This window comes from Sulfitobacter sp. R86518 (genome assembly GCF_042466275.1).
GTDB classification, from domain to species: Bacteria; Pseudomonadota; Alphaproteobacteria; order Rhodobacterales; family Rhodobacteraceae; genus Sulfitobacter; species Sulfitobacter pontiacus.
In genome coordinates this window covers 2,129,769-2,144,775 of record NZ_JAXHCA010000005.1, presented here as the reverse complement: position 1 = coordinate 2,144,775, position 15,007 = coordinate 2,129,769, and the positions used below count along the sequence as shown (strand labels likewise).

Genomic DNA, 15,007 nt, shown 5'->3' with positions numbered 1-15,007 from the left:
AGGCCTTCCGAAGAATGAGTAAAAACCAACGCCTAAACGCAACGATCACGATCGGTTCGGTTCTCGAGCAGTCGGTCAAGCGCAACATGGGCTTCCTAAAATCTGGGCTGTCCCAAGTCGGCGACGCGATCAAGGGTGTCGAGCGCCGGCAAAAGGAGCTCGATCGCCAGCGTAACGTTCTGCGCAAGCAGGGTCAGTCCGTTGAGCACCTAGATCGTGAGTATGAAAAGCTCGAGCGGACGCTTGTGGATCTGCGCCGCGCCCAGGAGCGATGGAACCGCGCGGCCGCAGCGTCGCGCCGTGTCGGGTCCACCTTCAGTAATATGGCATCTGGCATCGGCCGGAACGCGCGCCAGATCGCGATCGGCGCGACCTTGGCGGGTGGCGCGATCTTCGGCCTTGCCAATTCGACAGCGGATCTCGGGGATAACGTCGCCAAGACGGCCGACAAGTTGGGGATCGGCTTGGGCGCGCTGCAGGAGCTGCGCTATGCGGCCGAGCGGTCAGGGGTTGCGACAGGTACCTTCGACGGCGCTCTGGAAAAAATGACCAAGAACATCGGTCTGGCGATTGAGGGGACCGGTGCCCAGAAGGACGCCCTGGACGCCTTGGGTCTTTCAGCCGGCCAGCTCGCCAATCAGCTGCCAGAGGAGGCGCTGGCCTCGATCGCGGACAAGCTGCAGGGGGTAGAGACGCAGGCAGAAAAGGCCGCGCTCGCAAACGATCTATTCGGCCGATCGGGCATCGGTCTGCTCAACATGCTGAAGGACGGCTCAAACGGGCTGACGCAGCTGCGCGAAGATGCGCGGCGCACCGGCTATGTGCTGTCGGATCAGGCCGCGCGGGATGCCGAAGTCTTTAAGGACACGCTGCTCGATACACAGCTGGTCATGGCCGGCCTGAAGAACACGGTCGGCTCTGCACTGATGCCGGTGGTGACGCGCTCTATGCGCCGCATCGGCGACGCTCTGATCGGCAACCGGGCCGATGTGGAACGGTGGGCGAACGGGTTCGCTGATGGCGCTGAGAGGGCGCTGCCAGTGATCGGCGAGGTTGCCGCGGGCATCGGTGCGATCGGGTCCGTGGTCTGGTCGGTGACCGAAGGCTCGGCCGATATGATTGGCGGCTGGGAAAACTTCGGGATGGTGGTCGGGGCGGTTCTGGCGTCGCGCACGATCGTGCGTGTTGCCAAGTTTGGGGGCGCAGTGTTCAGCCTCGGCCGCGCCATGCTGTCCCTGGCCACAGCGTCACCGATCGTCGTTGGTGCGATCCGGGCGATCGGGTCTGCTCTGGTCATGAACCCGATCGGGGCGGCGATCGCCGTCGTCGCGGGTGGGGCCTATCTCATCTACCGCAATTGGGAAAGCGTCGCGCCCTGGTTCAAGGGCCTATGGGGCGATGCGAAGGGGTACTTTCAGGGGTTCGGCAACTTCGTCGGTGGGGTCTTTTCCAGGGATATGGAGCGCGCCGAGAAGGGGGTTCGGGCAATGTGGGACGGCACCACGTCGTTCTTCGATCGGACCTTGAGCGGCATTGGTGCCGTGTTCTCTGCGACCTATACAAACCTCATCGAGCCGGCGACCGATGCGATGGGGATCACTGGGCCAATCGAGGCAGCATGGCGGCAGGCTGGCAGCGTGTTGGGTCCGGTGCTGTCCGATATCGGTTCGTACTATTCGGGTCTGGGCGATGTGGTCGCTGGCGCCTTTTCCGGTGACATGCAGCGCGCGTCAGATGGGCTCGGGCGGATGTGGAAGTCGGCACGGTCTGTCATGGACGGGATCCTGGGCGGCATCGGCGACAGGTTCCGGTGGATCTATGACAATGTCATCAAACCGGTGACCGATGCTATGGGGGTGACCGCGCCGATCGAGCGCGCCTGGTCGACCCTTTCCGTTGCGATCGACACGACGCTTAGTGCGATCGGGTCCGTCTTCGACACGACCTGGTCTGGGCTGGTTAAGCCGCTCATCGATGGGCTGGCTGCGACCGGTGGCATCGGGGCGGCTTGGGAGGCGGTCAAAACCGCCATTGATCCTGTGCTGACCTGGATCGGCGACAAGTTCACCACGCTGATGACCTTGATCAAACCAGTGATCGAGGCTTTGAAGTGGGGCTATGAGAACGCGCAGCGCGCCGGCAATGCGATCGGCTCGGCCGTTGGGTCTGCGGTGGCCGCGCGCGTTGAGCCTGGCAAAGTCTCGGGGCTTGGCAATACGGCATCAAACGACAACGCGGCACCGATGACCAGCTCGGCCGCGGAGAAGCTATACGGAATCAAACCGCAGAAGAACGCCTTGGGCGGACCCTTCCGTCCTGGCTGGCACCTGACCGGCGAGCTCGGTCCGGAGCTCAAGTTTGAGAACCGGTCGGGGTATGTGGCGAACAATCGCGCCATGCGCCAGCTTGCCGGCTATGCCGAACGTGTCGGCTCTGTGTTCAGCCCGGCCGCGCGGTCTGTGAAAAAACAAGGCGCGCGTGTTCTGGATACGGTGCGCGGAAGCGGCGGGGTCGCGCGGCCGGTCAGCGATCGCGGTGTAATGCCTGTTAATCTGGGCCGCGGCAGCCCGAGGGTAAGCATTCCAGCGGAGGCGGCACGTCGCAGCAGCTCGGCCGCGCGGCCGGTTCGCGATCGAGGTGCCCGTGTCCTGGATGAACTTCGTCGCAGCAGCCCGCGGGTGGGTATTCCTGCGCAGCCGGCGCGGCGCATGGGATCCGCTCCGCTCACCTCGAGTGAGCGCGGTCAGTCGCGCCGTCCCGACGTGGACGGCATGATGGCGCGCATCGAGGCCGTATTCTCCCAGACGGCCGCGCCGGCACTGGCAGCAGCTCCTGCGCAGGCATCGCAAACCGTCACCAACTACTACACGATCAACGCGCCTGGGGCTGACGCTCATGAAGTCTTGCGGCTCCTGAAGCGTGAGGAACAACGCAACGCCGGCAACGGTCTATTCGATCGCGCGCCGGCCACGGGGCCGTTTGGGAGATAACGATGGCAGAAGTCATGATGCAGCTCGGGTTCTTTCAGTTCTCCCTGGATAGCGCAGCCTACCAGCGGCTCAGTCGATCGGCTGAGTATCGGTGGGCCCGTCAGGCGCGGATTGGGACCAATGATGCGCTGCAGTTCACCGGCCTGGGCCCGGAGACCGTGGAGCTCGAGGGGGTGATCTATCCCCACTTCCGGGGCGGGCTGAAGCAGATCGATAAGATGCGCACACAGGCCAGCCTTGGGCTGCCACTGCCCTTGGTGTCTGGCATCGGCAAGGTGCTCGGCCTGTGGGTCGTGGAAGGCGTCACCGAGGGGCAGGAAGTCTTTGCCTCGCAGGGCATCCCGCATCGGCAAGATTTTACAATGAGGATGGCAAGATATGACGGCGGTGTCCGATCTCTACTTCGTTTCTTCTGAGGGCGATGTCCTGGACCGGGTCGTGGCCGCGCACTACGGGGATACCTTGGGCGGCAAGGTCGAGGCGGTTCTTGCTGCTAACCCTGGTCTGGGCGCGTTGGGGGCTGTGCTCGATCCTGGCGTTCGCATCCGGTTGCCGAATCTGGACACCTCTGAGCCTTCTGAAACGGCGCAGCTATGGGGCTGATGGATTATCGACCGTTGGTGCAGGTCACGATCAACGGGGTGCCGCTGTCGGGGTTCGTGTTCTCGCAGCTGAGTTCGGTGCGCGTGTCCGACACGGCCGGCTTCATCTCTGATACTGCCGAGATCACTTTCGCCAATACCTCGCCGCTGTCGCGCTTTGCCATGCCGGAGCCGGGGGCCGAGGTCGCGATCGCCCTGGGGTATCTCGGGGCGTTCTTGCAGATGGGGATCTATATCGCCGATGAGGTTGAGGAGAGCTCGCCCCCTCGCATGATCACGGCCGTGTGCCGTGCCAAAGCGCAAGGCGAGACGCAGAGCGGCTTTGCCCCGATCAGTCAGCAGAAATCCCGGTCGTGGCCGGCCGGCATGACGCTGAAAACGATCGCCACCACCATTGCTGGCGACAACGGGCTCGAGCCGGCCGTAACCGAGGCCGCGGGCTCTATCGTGCCTGGTCACATCGATCAGCTGGATGAAAGCGACCTGTCGGTTCTGACGCGGATTGCGGTGCTGTATGATCTAATTGCGAAGCCGGCCGGAGGCGTTCTCTACGTCGGCCGCAGGGCTGAGGGGGTGAAAGCCTCGGGGCAGCCCACTGCGACAGTGGTGCTGCAGGAGGCGGATGTAACCCGCTGGTCAATGCGCCGGGGGCTCAGCGAGGCGACCGGTACGATCATCGCTACCTATCGGGATCTCGAGAAGGCCGAAGATGTCGAGGTGAAGGTCGGGGACGCGGAGCCGGTGCGCCGGCTGCGGCAGCGGTTCCGCTCTGAGGAAGAGGCGCGCGCCGTCGCGACGGCCGAGTCGCGCCGTGCCGGCCGCGCAAAGGAGACGCTCGAGGTGGAGCTTCCTGGAAACCCCTCGATCGCGGCCGAGGGGCGCTTGATCCCGATCGGGTTCAGCGCGGCCGCATCCGGCGTTTGGGTTGTGAAAACAGCGACGCATGAAGTCTCCGAGGGCGGCTACCGCACGATGGCCGAATGCGAGCGGCCGGAGTAGGGAACCCGCCAGAGGCTCCTAAACGCCCCCAAGGGCATCTTGGCTTGAAATGTCTGCACCTGGAGCCTGTCTGCATGTCTGAAGAAGAAACCCCGCGCGTGGGGCTGATCAACTGGTCGGAGTGGCGAAAGGATGGCGGAAAGTTTTTCCGCATCACCGTCATTGGGGCCTTCGCCGCATGGGGCGGTGCCTATGTGCCCGTGGTTAACGAGCTGGTGTTCTCGCCATGGCGCTTAGGCGACAAGGTAGATGCCAATACCCAGACGCTGTCGCATCTGGTCGAAGACGTCAAATTGCTGCAGCGGCCGGATGTGATTTTCCGAATATCGCGATCAGATGTATTGGGGCCCCGGTGCGGGGGCGGGCGCAGCTGCGCGATCGAGGTCGAGATTGAGCGGACCGAGGAAGGACGAAACTGCCAAATCGTGCCCGGACAAACGCGCTATTCCTTCCGCAATCCGCGCACCGACGCCAGCTTATACGTTAGCCTCGATCGGCCGGTGCAAAGTCAAAACGTCGGGTCAAAGCCGGTCACGTTCCAGTATCAGGTAACCGCACCATTTGGTTTAGAACCCAACGCTGAGTTTTGCTTGGAGCCGCTCTATACAAGCTGTCCTGGTATGTCGCACGGGGATGCGCCGATCCGGGCAAACCGCAGTTGCACTGCTGTGCCGGTTGAGCCGTAGGCTCTAATTGAAGGGGGGGGGATTCTCGGTGCAGGGAGGGGCCGTAGTGAGCCCAATGGGTTAGTATTGGTTCCAGATTCGGATATTCGCCAAGTACACTTAGTGTGCTTTGAAGGCCCTACGAAAATCATCTGGAATCAGGAGTTTATGCAGAAGGCCCTTGTAGGTGTGAATGAGGGAAGCCTGCGCTATCCCCAATCTTTTTCTAGGAAGTCTATGCAAGATCCCAGAATAGGTCCATACTACTATGAGTAAGCATATTAAAAACTTAGTATCATTAGCTCAAATCAGATCTTTTAGGAATATTTATCGAGAAATGGATTCACTGTATGCGTAGATATATATATGTTATATTTGCATTGGTTACCCTTGGTGCCTTCATTGCGGTTTTTGCCTTAAGGTCCGATGTTTCGAAAATATTTGAGGGTGTGAGTTCTCACGATCAATCAAGTGAGGCGACTCTGTTAGCCATTCAAGAGCTTCACCAGCTGCAAGATCCAAGTTTGTATTTTCAACTATCTAAATCCGATTTCTTACAATTCCTTGCACCTGTGATTGAGGAAAAACTCAGCCGCATCACCCTAGAGAAGGGTGACATACTAAACATTTCTGACATAAAATATGATTTTGGAAAGCAAGGAATATCATTGGATATCAACTTTGTGGCTCAAGTTGATAGTTACAATGTCTCCTTAGCTGGAAACTTAAGGGGCGTCATTACAGCGTATTTTGAGAATGGAAATGTGAAGCTTTTACCGTCTATTACCGGAGGAAAAATATCTTCTGGCAGACATTGGAGTTGGCGCAGCAAATTTACTGCGAAACTGGTTGATGGAGTCATATCTCAACTCAGCTCCCAATTGAACGCTGTAGCGTTCTCGGACCCGATTGATCTGGAACTTAATTTTGACAGTATTGTACTGATCACTGATGAAAACATAGCAGATATTGATGGCCTCTCGGTGTCTAATGATATCAGAAAAATTGAACTTGATCTTAAGCGCGCGGCGATACGGATTAATAAAGACGGTTTGGCGTTGCTTGCTCAGTTTGACGATGGTTTTAAGGCCGCGATCGATAGCACCGTTGACGTAGAGCCCGCTGCTCTAAAATCTAACGACTTCGATTACAACTTTGACTTACTTAACGATGCTTTCACATCCACTTATCAGGCCGCTTTCCCCGCTTTTACCGCATCGAGTGGCGCGTTGATCGCTAAAGGCTTTATTTCTCAACGTATGAATGCATTCCTTGGTGCTAGTAATTCTGATATCTTAAGGATTGAAACGCGGGCTCCGGATGTCATTCACCACTTTAGCGCGCACCCTCAACTATACAAAAAAGAAGATGTGCGGTGCGGAGACTTAAAACAAAATTGTGAAGCAAAGAGAAAAAGCTGCGAAAACAGAAGCAGTTGCTCTAATTCAAGAAGTTGTGCAGGTAGCAGCTGTGCGAGAAACTGCAGCAAATACGATTTCTATTGTAAATCCAAAGCCGAGATTTGCCGTGCAACCGAACGCACAAAAGCTGAGGCATGTAGGGTGACAGCGCGAGCAGAGGCAGAGGCCTGCCGCGCGAAAGAGCGAGTTAAGGCTGAAGTTTGTCGCGCAGGGCAGGACCTAGAGGTCAAAAACTGTAAGCTCAACAATGAAGTTAAAGTGGCCGCTTGCAAAACAGAGCTGGAGACTTTGCGCGTTGTTGAAGACTTTTTAGACATTGGAGAGATTGATGGGACCGTACAAGTTTCAAACATCTCAACCGACATCTCTGTGACTGGGATTAAATTTGCGCCGGATCTTTCACAGGTAGAAATCGTGTCTAATATCGCATTGGTCGCTGATTTAGCAGTTGATTTGACTTTGAACCCGGAAGGCGTTGTCGGGCACATTGTCTGTTTGTGGAGCGAAAAGCCGTCTCTTCGATCGCCGGTTGCAGTTTTGGAAAACGATTACAGTGTAAGAGGTGATATTAAATTTGAAATCGCAGATGGCGGTGCGGTATTAAGGGGGCAAGTGACGGCAGTGGGTGATCCCGTAATGATTACAGTTCGCCCATCCCCGTGGGACAGTTTGACCAAAGACAAAGGGTTTGCGCTATCATGTACTGTGGCAGAATTTGCTCTGGGCGCTGGAGGTCTTCTTGATATGATCGGACTAGTCAATCTACCTGAGGAAGCGAAAGCTCTCATTACAGGGCGCTATACTTATTCCAATATTGGATTTGAATTTGATTTCTCGCTTGGCGCGATGAGCGTAAAGGTGGGTTCTGAAGCGCTCACGATTTTCCCACGCGTTGATGCGCAGACCATACAGTTCCTTGTGCAATAAATCGATTCTGTTTTATGGCAGCTTGAGTAGGCAAAACTAGGGGCCGCTCGCCCTATATAAGCAGCTGAACCCAGGCACCCGATACAAAGGTTGGAGCGGAGTTTCAGCCCAATCTATTGAAACATGTGGTACGGGCGCTAGCATTGTAGGGCTCGTTAGCCCGTTTTTTATATTATGAGAATGCCCACTTCGGCCTGATCGCGGGTGATGGTGCCGCTTAGGCGAACGGTCGATTGGTCCGCACACCAAACCTCCGTTATTTCGTCGCCATGCATTTTTCGTTGCCGCACATTCCTGATATGTTTCTGATATGTTCCACTGGTTTGGTGCACAAAAAACTGTTTAAAATCAGTCGAAAACGTGCGGATTGCAAATCCGTGTACACCGGTTCGATTCCGGTACTCGCCTCCAATAAAATCAATGACTTGCGTCATCCTTACTCTCCTTCACTGCCATTTTTGAAACAACCGTTGAAACTTTCACGGTTCGGTCTTGCTTCGTTCCATTTGATTTCTTGCCTCTTGAGCGCGCTTCGCAAGTTCTCTTTGCCGGATCGGCCCACCGTACTTTTTCAGCATCTCAACGCCTGAAGGGCCGGTGACCGCCTTAACCATTTCGTCATCACATCCAGCCAGATACAGCTCGATCGTCGCATTTTTCCTTAGCCCGTGGGTTTTGTAGTAGCTCGCCTTCTCGTGCTTCATCTTCTTTTTGATGGTGCGCATTTCCTCCGCAACGATCCGGTAGCTCACTGGCCGCCCCTTGGTGTCGGTCACGACAGTGCCGTCTGTTCGCGCAATGCCTTCGAGGTGGGTTTTCAGGCGGTCCGTGAGCGGGATCCAAAGAGGCTTGTCGGTTTTGCCCTGCGTGAAATCGAATCCTTCATCGGAGAAGTGCTCCCACCTCATCTTCACGACATCGCCAATGCGCTGGCCTGTGCCAACGCAAAGCTCGTAGACCAGCCGCGCCCGTTTTGAAGCCAGCGCTTCGAACTCTTCCCGAACATCATCTGGCCACGGCTCCCAGCCGTCGCTCTGCTGCTTGAAAAGCGGAATACCCTTCGCCGGATTGCCGTGCTCTTTCTTGATGAAGCCGATCAACCGGGCGTGATTCATCAAGACGACCATGACCTGGACAAGGTAGTTGGCCTGCCGCCAGTGATCCGCATTGGCGCGGTGCAATTCGTAAATGTGATGGGTTTCGATCCTCGCCGGGTCTTTGTCGGCCCAGATCTCACGAATGTGGCTGATGTACCGCCGATAATCGGACCGAGTTCGGGGCTTCAGCTTTTTGTAGGCGTCGCTCTCGTAGTAGCTAAGAATCAGCGCCTCAAAATTGCGTTTCAACGGCGCTGGCGCGGGTTTTCCTTTCAGCAAACGATTGTAGTGATCCCAAAATTCCGGCGTGCCCGCTTCCTCGTGCATCATGACCGAGATACCGCGCGAACGCCGGATGAACCGGAGATACCCCCTGTCATTATAGACGTATTTGGGCAGGCTCTTTCGGGTCATTCGCCCATTCTCAAGTCACTGTTGAGAAAGTCGTCTGCAGCGTCTGGCGCGACCATGTTGGCATCGACGATGACACTGCCATCAGGCTTGATCTCGAACTTCGCGCGTTGCCAACCTGCCTCCCGCGCCTCGCGGATGAAGGCCGAGGCTGCCTGTTTCGCCTTTGTCTGTGCACTTGCTTTGGTCATCGTATCGGCACCTCCCTTACATCGTTAACAACGCGCATTATCACCCTGATCCATAGTGATTTTTCCAAATGCACTAGGTGCAGAACGTCTGTCCTTTGCCGCGCGAATGGCACGGATCACTTCTGAGTTTTGGGAGTTTCCATTGCGATCTGACTCCGCCTTGATCCACTCTTTGAGCTCTTGCGGAAGCCGAAGCTGCATTGGTTTACGACTGTTCATGAAACGCCTCCAGGTTGAAACCACACCCTGTTAGTGGCATTTAGCCACTATTGCGTCAATTGCTTTTTATGGCACTGTGCCACCATGTCAGAACAAAGCTCTCAAAATCAGGACAAATTCATCGTACGGCTGCCCGATGGCTTGCGCGATCGAATACGCCTTGCGGCTGAGGCTAACCATCGCAGCATGAATGCTGAGGTCGTTGCCCTTCTCGAAGAAAACTATCCGGCTCCTGTCCCGGAAAACGTCACCGATCCTGCCGCAAGGCTTCTTTATTGGCTTGCCAAAAGAATACGACGCAGAACACCCAAACCGGGTTCAGCGAGGGAGCGCCAAGCGGCGCTCTACGAGACAATTGCCAACGAGATAGTTGCGCGGATGGTCACTATTGAACGCGGCGATGCGAAGAACGAGCGCGGCTAAGCACGCAGGAAAGAGCTCGAATTGATTGAGTGGATTATTGGAACGGCCGTACTCGGCGGCTTACTATTTGGTGGCAAAGGGCAATCGAAAGACCCTGGCCCCAAATTGGCACGCACTAGCTTAAAGCTAGTGGAGCCAACGCTTTCGATAACCAAAGACTCTGAATACTCCGCCTGGCGAGCAAAGTGGGAAGGCGAAGTTGACCCAGATAGGTGGGTCCCTAGAGGTGCGGCCGAGAACATTATCCGACGCTTTCCACCATTTAGGAACGGGAGCGAAGACGCTGAACCCACTTCGCAGCATCCACGTTTTCAGAAGGCGCTTTCGAAAGAGTTCGATGCGGCCAACGCCACTTTTAGCAAAAAACAGAAAGACCGGTTGAACAATTTTTTTTCGTCAGTTGAGCGGAACCCTCTTACCGATGAGCAAATGGATTGCTGCATCCGCATGGACAACGCGCTTCAAATCGTTGCCGCCGCAGGATCCGGTAAAACATCAACTATCGTTGCACGTGTCGGGTATGCCCTAAAAGAAGGCTTGGTCCCACCTGAGGAGATTTTGATTCTTGCGTTCAACCGATCTGTAAAGGACGAACTGGAAGCTCGCATCAAGGAACGCCTTGGTGATTTTCCCAATGTCCAACGCATTAATGTAAAGACATTCAATGCTTTCGGCCTGGAGGTAATCGGAAAGAGCACCGGGCGAAAGCCAAGGTTGGCTGACTGGGTTGAACCAGGTAGAGACGTTCAAGCCATCTCAGAAATTGTCGAAGATCTTCGCCAACGCGATCCCCGCTTCCGGCTTGACTGGGATCTGTTCAGAACGGTCTACGGTCGCGGCATTGATGAGTGGGACAACCTCAAACAACCGCAAACCGACGTCATAGGTAAAGGCAGCATTCCAACTGCAGACGGAAAACTGGTGAAGAGCCAAGAAGAGCGCATGGTCTGCGATTTTCTCTTCTACCACGGCGTGCCATATGAGTACGAACGAGCATACGAACACGACACTGCCACAGAAGCGCACTCCCAATACCATCCTGACTTTTATTACCCCCGCTTACACCTCTACCACGAGCATTTTGCGCTAGACGCGCATGGCAAAGCACCGGCCCATTTTTCCGGCGACTATGTCTCCGGTGTCCTCTGGAAAAGGGAGCTACACGACGAAAAAGGAACCCAGCTATTCGAAACCACCTCGCATGGCTTGCGAAACGGTAACGACTTGGATCGGCTGAAATCCGAACTGGAGAAACACGGCAAAGTTCTAGAATTCGACGAAAACCGCAAATCCACCGGCCAAGAGCCAATTCCAACCAAGCAACTAGCCTCGACGATCCGTGCTTTCCAGCAGCATGTCAAAAGCAATGGACTGAGCCCGAGGGACTTGCGCCAAAAGATTGCTGATCATGAGCGTGGCCACCGCGACCGGCTAACGCGCTTCGTTAAACTCTACGAAAGAGTCGCCGAGGAATGGCAGCAGCGTCTTTCTGTCGAAAACTGCATCGATTTCGATGACATGTTGCTCGATGCGATCAAGCACCTCAATGAAGGGACATATCAAAGCCCCTTCAACATGGTTCTTGCAGACGAGTTTCAGGATGTTTCTCAGGCGAAGTTACGTTTACTCAAAGCCCTAAAGGAAAGCGCAGGGGCTTCCGCCAGCTTGTGCGTTGTTGGCGACGACTGGCAAGGGATCAACCGTTTCGCTGGTGCCGATATTTCTGTCATGACCGGTTTCGACCGAACATTCCCGAACGCCACACAGCTCACACTAAGCAAAACGTTCCGATGCCCTAAGGTTTTGTGCGAAGCATCCAGCGACTTCATCCAGAAGAATCCGGTCCAAATAAAAAAGACCGTTGAAACCACCAACACTTATGTAAACCTCCGCCGAGGGCCGTCTGGCTGCTGAGCTGTGAGATCGTTTATCGAGTGTCCTTATGGACGCACACGAAGACACCCCCCGCATTCAAGTTTTGTCAGTCTCTGATACCGGCCGCCGCCGGCGTTGGTCTGATGACGAAAAAATCCGTATCGTTGAGGAAAGCTTTGGCGACGGCGTGACAGTGGCGGAGGTAGCACGACGCCATGAGGTATCGCGGTCTCAGCTTTATGATTGGCGTTATCGCCATAAGAATGGATTGCTTGGTTCTGGCCCGCAATTTTTGCGCGTTATGAAGATCGAAGATGCTTCTGATGGCACTGACACTGCGCCAGCGCCGCAAGCTCCTGTCATGACTATTGATCTCGGAAAGCGGTGTCGTGTGGCGATCCCGTCAGGTTTTGACATGGAAGCTGCTGCGCAGCTGCTTAACGGCTTGATGGTGCGGTCATGATCGCGTTTCCGGCTGGAACGAAGGTGTGGATTGCAGGTGGTGTGACGGATATGCGCCGAGGCATGAATACTTTGGCGCTGACAGTGCAACAGGGGCTTGGGCGTGATCCGCATGCGGGCGAGATCTTTTGCTTCAGAGGTCGAAAGGGTGACCTGGTGAAGCTGCTCTGGCATGACGGGGTGGGCATGTCGTTATATTTGAAGCGTCTTGAGGCGGGGAAGTTCATCTGGCCGGTGAGCCAAGACGGGACGGCTGTTGCGATATCTGCGGCGCAGTTGGGCTATCTTCTTGAGGGGATAGATTGGCGCAATCCACGCTGGACGCAAAGGCCCAACGCGGCTGGATAATTTATGCTGAAGCGCCTGTTTTTATTGGTATTTAGCGGCTTCTGTGGTAAATATTTGCCATGTCCGACGCCGCTTCCGAAATTGCCAGATTAAGCGCTGCACTTGCCGCGCAGACCGCCCGTGCGCAGGCTGCGGAAACCGAATTGGCGCAGGCTCGCGCTCTGGCCTCCTGCACAGACGCAATGATCCAAGAATTGAAGCTGGAGATCGCCAAGCTTCGGCGTGACAAATATGGCATCACCTCCGAGCGTCGCACGCGGCTGATTGATCAGCTGGAATTGCAGCTTGAGGAATTGGAAGCGGCCGCAACCGAGGATGCGCTGGCAGCTGAGCATGCTGCGGACAAGGCGAACGCCGTGCGTGTCTTCACGCGACGCAAGCCCGTGCGCAAACCGTTCCCCGATCATTTGCCTCGCGAGCGGGTCGTCGTCGAAGCACCTGCCGCCTGCACCTGCTGTGGCTCGGACCGGATCGTAAAGATGGGTGAAGATGTCACCGAGACGCTGGAGGTGATCCCCCGCCAGTGGAAGGTGATCCAAACGGTCCGCGAGAAGTTCACTTGCCGAGCTTGCGAGAAGATCAGCCAACCGCCGGCCCCGTTCCACGCCATTCCGCGCGGTTGGGCAGGGCCGCAACTGATCGCGATGATCGCCTTCGACAAGTATGGACAACATCAACCTTTGAACCGGCAATCCGAGCGCATTGCACGGGAGGGGATTGATCTGAGCCTGTCCACCTTGGCTGATCTGATCGGCCATACCTGTGTGGCGCTGGCCCCCATTCATGCGTTAATCGCGCGCCACGTGCTGGATGCTGGCCGTTTGCATGGTGACGATACCACCGTGCCGCTACTGGCGCGTGGTGGCGCAAAAACGGCGCGACTGTGGACCTATGTGCGCGACGATCGACCGTGGGGTGGGGGTGCGCCACCTGCCGCACTCTTCCACTTCTCAACAGATCGCCGGAAAGAACACCCGACACGGCATCTGGCCGAATGGCACGGTGTTCTTCAGTCGGACGTCTATGGCGGCTACAATGATTTGTATCTCGCAGATCGTAGCCCGGGCCCGGTCCGTAGTGCGCTGTGTTGGAGCCACGCAAGACGCAAGTTCTTTGAACTGGCCGACATCAAGGCCATAGCCCGCAAAGGTAAAAAGGTAGCAAAAGAAATCTCGCCCATCGCGCTGGACGCTGTGACGCGGATCGATGCGATCTTTGCGGCCGAGCGTAACATCACCGGCCTGTCAGATGCAGCGCGTCGTGAAGCTCGCCAGCAGTGGGTAGCGCCGATGGTCAATGATCTGCATGATTGGATGCAGGCCGAGCGGGCTCGGATGTCAAAGCACAACCCAGTTGCCAAGGCGATCAACTACATGCTCGAGGGCACAGGTCGCTGGGAGGCCTTCACCGCATTCCTTGATGACGGGCGTCTCTGCCTCACGAACAATGCCGCCGAACGGGCGCTCAGAGGGATCGCATTGGGCAGAAAGTCATGGCTTTTTGCAGGGTCTGAACGCGGTGGCGACAGGGCAGCCTTCATGTATACCCTCATTGTCACAGCAAAGATGAACGACATCGACCCGCAGGCATGGATGGCAGACGTCTTGGCGCGACTGCCCGAGATGCCTGTGTCACGCTTGCCAGAGCTGTTACCCTGGAATTGGAAGGCCGCCATAGGATTGAAGAGGATTGCTGCATGACGCTGGTCGCGCGCATCAAGGTCACATTGTCCGATGTCGAGCCTCAGGTGCTTCGACGCTTTGATGTGCCCCTCAAGATCAAGCTGAACCGCCTGCATGATGTGATCCAGGCTGCCATGGGATGGACTGACAGTCACTTGTATGAGTTCAGAGCCGGTGGCAGCGGCTGGGGCGTGCCAGACCCAGATGGTTTTTACGATGGCCCGATGCCCGCCAGCAAAACCAGCCTGCTTGACGTGATCGAAGATGTGGGAACCAAGACCATCCATTACATCTATGACTTTGGCGACAACTGGCACCACGTGATCAAGATCGAGAAAATCGATGGCTCTATCGCGGGCGCCGCATATCCACGCCTTGTCAGGGCTATCGGTGCTTGCCCTCCGGAGGATGTGGGTGGCTTCTCCGGCTACGCTGACTTCCTCGATGCCATAGCCGACCCCAAGCACGAAGAACACAGCCAGATGCTGGAATGGTATGGGGGGCAGTTCGACCCGGATGAGGCAGAGATCGGCCGCATCCTCGATAACTTCGAGCGTCTTGCAAAGAAATGGGCCCCGAAACCGCGCAAACCAAAAGCCGCACCCAAACGCCTCTGATCAATACGGCGCGCCCACGGCCTTCGCCGAATGCTTACACACTTATGAAAGAGCCGGACTTCATACATTTGCAGCTGA

Annotated in this window: 15 protein-coding genes and 1 tRNA gene; 13 read left to right on the top strand and 3 right to left on the bottom strand. The window is 56.3% G+C overall.

Going from position 1 to position 15,007, the window contains the following annotated elements; translation table 11 throughout:
• Positions 1-14: 14 nt before the first annotated feature.
• From SJY36_RS11385 to SJY36_RS11355, 7 genes are all read left to right on the top strand, one after another.
• On the top strand, positions 15-2,990 hold the full coding sequence (locus SJY36_RS11385; protein ID WP_386175179.1) for a phage tail tape measure protein: 2,976 nt from the start codon (positions 15-17) through the stop codon (positions 2,988-2,990).
• A 2-nt stretch (positions 2,991-2,992) separates the two neighbouring features.
• Positions 2,993-3,406, top strand: a complete 414-nt coding sequence (locus SJY36_RS11380; RefSeq protein ID WP_386175176.1) for a phage tail protein — start codon at positions 2,993-2,995, stop codon at positions 3,404-3,406.
• A complete protein-coding gene (locus SJY36_RS11375) occupies positions 3,369-3,593 on the top strand; it encodes a tail protein X (protein ID WP_386175173.1) in 225 nt (74 codons plus the stop codon). The genes SJY36_RS11380 and SJY36_RS11375 overlap by 38 nt, the downstream gene beginning before the upstream one ends.
• Positions 3,584-4,591, top strand: coding sequence for a phage late control D family protein (locus tag SJY36_RS11370; RefSeq protein WP_386175170.1), 1,008 nt, complete (start codon positions 3,584-3,586; stop codon positions 4,589-4,591). The genes SJY36_RS11375 and SJY36_RS11370 overlap by 10 nt, the downstream gene beginning before the upstream one ends.
• Before the next feature lie 74 nt (positions 4,592-4,665).
• The gene (locus SJY36_RS11365; RefSeq protein WP_386175167.1) at positions 4,666-5,277 is read left to right on the top strand and encodes a hypothetical protein; all 612 of its coding nucleotides are present in this window, start codon (positions 4,666-4,668) and stop codon (positions 5,275-5,277) included.
• A gap of 329 nt (positions 5,278-5,606) precedes the next feature.
• Entirely contained in the window at positions 5,607-7,604 is a 1,998-nt protein-coding gene (locus tag SJY36_RS11360) for a hypothetical protein (protein WP_386175164.1), read from the top strand.
• A 320-nt stretch (positions 7,605-7,924) separates the two neighbouring features.
• Positions 7,925-8,015 (top strand) — tRNA-Cys (locus SJY36_RS11355).
• Positions 8,016-8,083: 68 nt separating this feature from the next.
• Here SJY36_RS11355 and xerC read toward each other — a convergent pair.
• Genes xerC through SJY36_RS11340 form a run of 3 tightly spaced genes read right to left on the bottom strand, consistent with a single transcriptional unit; the run spans position 8,084 to position 9,522 of the window.
• Positions 8,084-9,115, bottom strand: coding sequence for a tyrosine recombinase XerC (xerC, locus tag SJY36_RS11350; RefSeq protein ID WP_386175161.1), 1,032 nt, complete (start codon positions 9,113-9,115; stop codon positions 8,084-8,086).
• Positions 9,112-9,303 carry a hypothetical protein gene (locus tag SJY36_RS11345; protein WP_058243072.1) on the bottom strand — a complete coding sequence of 64 codons (192 nt, stop codon included), beginning with the start codon at positions 9,301-9,303 and terminating at the stop codon, positions 9,112-9,114. Before SJY36_RS11345 ends, xerC begins: the two co-directional genes overlap by 4 nt.
• Positions 9,304-9,327: 24 nt before the next feature.
• Complete coding sequence (locus tag SJY36_RS11340; RefSeq protein ID WP_082626233.1) at positions 9,328-9,522, bottom strand: Arc family DNA-binding protein; 195 nt, start codon at positions 9,520-9,522, stop codon at positions 9,328-9,330.
• 84 nt (positions 9,523-9,606) lie between these two features.
• Here SJY36_RS11340 and SJY36_RS11335 point away from each other — a divergent pair, with 84 nt between their 5' ends.
• Genes SJY36_RS11335 through SJY36_RS11310 form a run of 6 tightly spaced genes read left to right on the top strand, consistent with a single transcriptional unit; the run spans position 9,607 to position 14,929 of the window.
• Positions 9,607-9,945: an Arc family DNA-binding protein gene (locus tag SJY36_RS11335; protein WP_386175156.1), complete on the top strand. Its 339-nt coding sequence runs from the start codon at positions 9,607-9,609 to the stop codon at positions 9,943-9,945.
• Between the two features lie 21 nt (positions 9,946-9,966).
• Positions 9,967-11,859 (top strand): UvrD-helicase domain-containing protein, encoded by a 1,893-nt coding sequence (locus tag SJY36_RS11330; protein WP_386175153.1) that lies wholly within the window; start codon positions 9,967-9,969, stop codon positions 11,857-11,859.
• Between the two features lie 28 nt (positions 11,860-11,887).
• Positions 11,888-12,283 carry an IS66-like element accessory protein TnpA gene (locus SJY36_RS11325; protein ID WP_009827085.1) on the top strand — a complete coding sequence of 132 codons (396 nt, stop codon included), beginning with the start codon at positions 11,888-11,890 and terminating at the stop codon, positions 12,281-12,283.
• Positions 12,280-12,630 carry an IS66 family insertion sequence element accessory protein TnpB gene (gene tnpB, locus SJY36_RS11320; protein WP_009827084.1) on the top strand — a complete coding sequence of 117 codons (351 nt, stop codon included), beginning with the start codon at positions 12,280-12,282 and terminating at the stop codon, positions 12,628-12,630. Before SJY36_RS11325 ends, tnpB begins: the two co-directional genes overlap by 4 nt.
• 59 nt (positions 12,631-12,689) lie before the next feature.
• A complete protein-coding gene (locus SJY36_RS11315) occupies positions 12,690-14,330 on the top strand; it encodes an IS66 family transposase (protein ID WP_386173297.1) in 1,641 nt (546 codons plus the stop codon).
• Positions 14,327-14,929 (top strand): plasmid pRiA4b ORF-3 family protein, encoded by a 603-nt coding sequence (locus SJY36_RS11310; RefSeq protein WP_009827082.1) that lies wholly within the window; start codon positions 14,327-14,329, stop codon positions 14,927-14,929. Before SJY36_RS11315 ends, SJY36_RS11310 begins: the two co-directional genes overlap by 4 nt.
• The last annotated feature ends 78 nt before the right edge of the window (positions 14,930-15,007 follow it).

What these genes read in the sequence shown, in the direction of transcription:
- SJY36_RS11325 (WP_009827085.1), top strand. Translation starts at nt 11,888, where the DNA reads ATGGACGCACACGAAGACACCCCCCGCATTCAAGTTTTGTCAGTCTCT.
- SJY36_RS11345 (WP_058243072.1), bottom strand. Translation starts at nt 9,303, where the DNA reads ATGACCAAAGCAAGTGCACAGACAAAGGCGAAACAGGCAGCCTCGGCC.
- SJY36_RS11315 (WP_386173297.1), top strand. Translation starts at nt 12,690, where the DNA reads ATGTCCGACGCCGCTTCCGAAATTGCCAGATTAAGCGCTGCACTTGCC.
- SJY36_RS11380 (WP_386175176.1), top strand. Translation starts at nt 2,993, where the DNA reads ATGGCAGAAGTCATGATGCAGCTCGGGTTCTTTCAGTTCTCCCTGGAT.
- xerC (WP_386175161.1), bottom strand. Translation starts at nt 9,115, where the DNA reads ATGACCCGAAAGAGCCTGCCCAAATACGTCTATAATGACAGGGGGTAT.
- SJY36_RS11375 (WP_386175173.1), top strand. Translation starts at nt 3,369, where the DNA reads ATGACGGCGGTGTCCGATCTCTACTTCGTTTCTTCTGAGGGCGATGTC.
- SJY36_RS11360 (WP_386175164.1), top strand. Translation starts at nt 5,607, where the DNA reads ATGCGTAGATATATATATGTTATATTTGCATTGGTTACCCTTGGTGCC.
- SJY36_RS11370 (WP_386175170.1), top strand. Translation starts at nt 3,584, where the DNA reads ATGGGGCTGATGGATTATCGACCGTTGGTGCAGGTCACGATCAACGGG.
- SJY36_RS11365 (WP_386175167.1), top strand. Translation starts at nt 4,666, where the DNA reads ATGTCTGAAGAAGAAACCCCGCGCGTGGGGCTGATCAACTGGTCGGAG.
- tnpB (WP_009827084.1), top strand. Translation starts at nt 12,280, where the DNA reads ATGATCGCGTTTCCGGCTGGAACGAAGGTGTGGATTGCAGGTGGTGTG.
- SJY36_RS11385 (WP_386175179.1), top strand. Translation starts at nt 15, where the DNA reads ATGAGTAAAAACCAACGCCTAAACGCAACGATCACGATCGGTTCGGTT.
- SJY36_RS11310 (WP_009827082.1), top strand. Translation starts at nt 14,327, where the DNA reads ATGACGCTGGTCGCGCGCATCAAGGTCACATTGTCCGATGTCGAGCCT.
- SJY36_RS11335 (WP_386175156.1), top strand. Translation starts at nt 9,607, where the DNA reads ATGTCAGAACAAAGCTCTCAAAATCAGGACAAATTCATCGTACGGCTG.
- SJY36_RS11340 (WP_082626233.1), bottom strand. Translation starts at nt 9,522, where the DNA reads ATGAACAGTCGTAAACCAATGCAGCTTCGGCTTCCGCAAGAGCTCAAA.